This is a genomic window from Asticcacaulis sp. P2_C5, assembly GCF_056404555.1.
The window spans coordinates 2,501-5,703 of record NZ_JBFUDU010000029.1; the positions used below are offsets into that span (position 1 = coordinate 2,501).

The window sequence follows — 3,203 nt, forward strand, 5'->3', positions numbered from 1 at the left end:
GTGGCAAGCTGCGATAAGAACCGGGGAGGCGCTAGCACCCTTTGATCCGGTTATCTCCGAATGGGGAAACCCACCTTTACGGTCCTCTCATTTTAAGCTGGAACAATGACGAAGCTTGGGCAAGCATGGTTATCCGCATCCTTAGGGGTGAGGTAAGCACGACCGTGCGCTTGAGTTGATGCGATGTTCATGTCGCCCTTAGGGGTGACACACTTAAAATGAGTCGGCTGTTGAAAGGTATAATAAACTGAATACATAGGTTTATTAAGCAAACGCGGGGAACTGAAACATCTCAGTACCCGTAGGAAAGGACATCAACCGAGACTTCCCTAGTAGTGGCGAGCGAACGGGAACCAGGCCAGTGCTCTTGTGATATAAAGTCGAACGATCTGGAAAGGTCGGCCATAGCGGGTGACAGCCCCGTAGACATCAAATAGCAAGAGACTCGAGTAGGGCGGGACACGTGCAATCCTGTCTGAACATGGGGGGACCACCCTCCAAGCCTAAGTACTCCTCTACGACCGATAGTGAACAAGTACCGTGAGGGAAAGGTGAAAAGCACCCCGACAAGGGGAGTGAAACAGATCCTGAAATCGGAAGCCTACAAGCAGTCGGAGCCACCAAGCGTGGTGACGGCGTACCTTTTGTATAATGGGTCAGCGACTTCATGTGCCGAGCAAGCTTAAGCCGTTAGGTGTAGGCGTAGCGAAAGCGAGTTTGAACAGAGCGTCAAGTTCGTCGCATGACGACCCGAAACCAGGTGATCTATCCATGAGCAGGATGAAGGTACGGTAACACGTACTGGAGGTCCGAACCCATATCTGTTGAAAAAGATTGGGATGACTTGTGGATAGGGGTGAAAGGCCAATCAAACCTGGACATAGCTGGTTCTCCGCGAAATCTATTTAGGTAGAGCGTCGAATTTATTCCCTGGGGGGTAGAGCACTGGATGGATGCGGGGGGCGCGAGCTCTACCAATTCTAACCAAACTCCGAATACCCAGGAGAACTGTTCGGCAGACACACGGCGGGTGCTAACGTCCGTCGTGAAAAGGGAAACAACCCTAACCATCATCTAAGGCCCCCAAGTTATGGCTAAGTGGGAAACGATGTGGGATTGCTTTGACAATCAGGAGGTTGGCTTAGAAGCAGCCATCCTTTAAAGAAAGCGTAACAGCTCACTGATCAAGCGATCCTGCGCGGAAAATGTAACGGGGCTCAAGCCATGCGCCGAAGATATGGGTTCAACGTGAGTTGAGCGGTAGCGGAGCGTTCCGTAAGCCTGTGAAGGTCAATCGCGAGGTTGGCTGGAGGTATCGGAAGTGAGAATGCTGACATGAGTAGCGATAAAGAGTGTGAGAGACACTCTCGCCGAAAGACCAAGGGTTCCTGCGTAAAGCTAATCTGCGCAGGGTTAGCCAGCCCCTAAGGCGAGGCCGAAAGGCGTAGTCGATGGGAATCCGGTAAATATTCCGGAGCCAGTGTGAAGTGACGGATGGCATAACTTGTACGGGCTTATTGGATTGTCCGTGCAGGGGCGTTGTCCCTGGAAATAACTCACACAGAGACTGTACCCGAAACCGACACAGGTGGTCAGGTAGAGTATACCAAGGCGCTTGAGAGAACTATGCTGAAGGAACTCGGCAAATTGCACGCGTAACTTCGGGATAAGCGTGACTCACCTCGGGCAACCGGGAGTGAGTGGCACAAGCTAGGGGGTAGCGACTGTTTATCAAAAACACAGGGCTCTGCGAAGCTGTAAAGCGACGTATAGGGTCTGACGCCTGCCCGGTGCCGGAAGGTTAAAAGGAGTGGTGCAAGCTGCGAATTGAAGCCCCGGTAAACGGCGGCCGTAACTATAACGGTCCTAAGGTAGCGAAATTCCTTGTCGGGTAAGTTCCGACCTGCACGAATGGCGTAACGACTTCCCCACTGTCTCCAGCATAGGCTCAGCGAAATTGAATTCCCCGTGAAGATGCGGGGTTCCCGCGGTCAGACGGAAAGACCCTATGAACCTTTACTATAGCTTCGCCTTGGCGTTAGCATCAACATGTGTAGGATAGGTGGGAGGCTATGAAGCAGGGTCGCCAGATCTTGTGGAGCCATCCTTGAAATACCACCCTTATTGTTGCTGACGTCTAACCGAGACCCTTTTATCAGGGTCCGGGACATGGCGTGGTGGGTAGTTTGACTGGGGCGGTCGCCTCCCAAAGTGTAACGGAGGCGCGCGATGGTGGGCTCAGAGCGGTCGGAAATCGCTCGACGAGTGCAATGGCATAAGCCCGCCTGACTGCGAGACTGACAAGTCGAGCAGAGACGAAAGTCGGCCATAGTGATCCGGTGGTCCTTCGTGGACGGGCCATCGCTCAACGGATAAAAGGTACTCTAGGGATAACAGGCTGATTTTGCCCAAGAGTCCATATCGACGGCAAAGTTTGGCACCTCGATGTCGGCTCATCACATCCTGGGGCTGGAGCAGGTCCCAAGGGTATGGCTGTTCGCCATTTAAAGTGGTACGTGAGCTGGGTTCAGAACGTCGTGAGACAGTTTGGTCCCTATCTGCCGTGGGTGTTCGAGACTTGAGAGGATCTGTCCCTAGTACGAGAGGACCGGGATGGACATACCTCTGGTGGACCTGTCGTGGCGCCAGCCGCGCAGCAGGGTAGCTAAGTATGGACGGGATAACCGCTGAAAGCATCTAAGCGGGAAACCCACCTCAAAACAAGGTCTCGCTGAGGATCGTGGTAGACTACCACGTTGATAGGCCGGATGTGGAAGCCCCGCGAGGGGTGAAGCTAACCGGTACTAATAATCCGATCGGCTTGATCGTTCCTCAATAAAACACATGTRAYAAACAYAAAAACACCGCGTCGTTCGCGTCAYGCAATGTCTTCTCAACTGAGCTTAATTGACCTGGTGGCTATGCCGGAAGGTCCCCACCCGATCCCATTCCGAACTCGGTCGTTAAGCCTTCCTGGGCCGATGGTACTTCGTCTTAAGTCGCGGGAGAGTAGGTCGTCGCCAGGTCTATTAAGCTCAGTCAAAATACCCTTCACTTACATCTCAAAGACCGGGCGGCCCCTAAAGCCCTCCGGTCTTTTTAGTTTCCAGCTGGCTTTTGGCGCGGGGTGGAGCAGCCCGGTAGCTCGTCAGGCTCATAACCTGAAGGTCGTCAGTTCAAATCTGGCCCCCGCAACCAAAGCG

1 tRNA gene and 2 rRNA genes (1 of these 3 cut by a window edge) are annotated in these 3,203 nt (G+C 53.3%); all 3 read left to right on the forward strand.

Annotated features, from left to right (window positions below):
* Positions 1-2,829, forward strand: a 23S ribosomal RNA gene (locus tag AC1DXO_RS26025) (it extends 57 nt beyond the left edge of the window).
* Positions 2,830-2,911: 82 nt separating this feature from the next.
* Positions 2,912-3,026, forward strand: a 5S ribosomal RNA gene (gene rrf, locus AC1DXO_RS26030).
* A 95-nt stretch (positions 3,027-3,121) separates the two neighbouring features.
* Positions 3,122-3,198: transfer RNA gene (locus AC1DXO_RS26035), tRNA-Met, on the forward strand.
* Positions 3,199-3,203 lie beyond the last annotated feature (5 nt).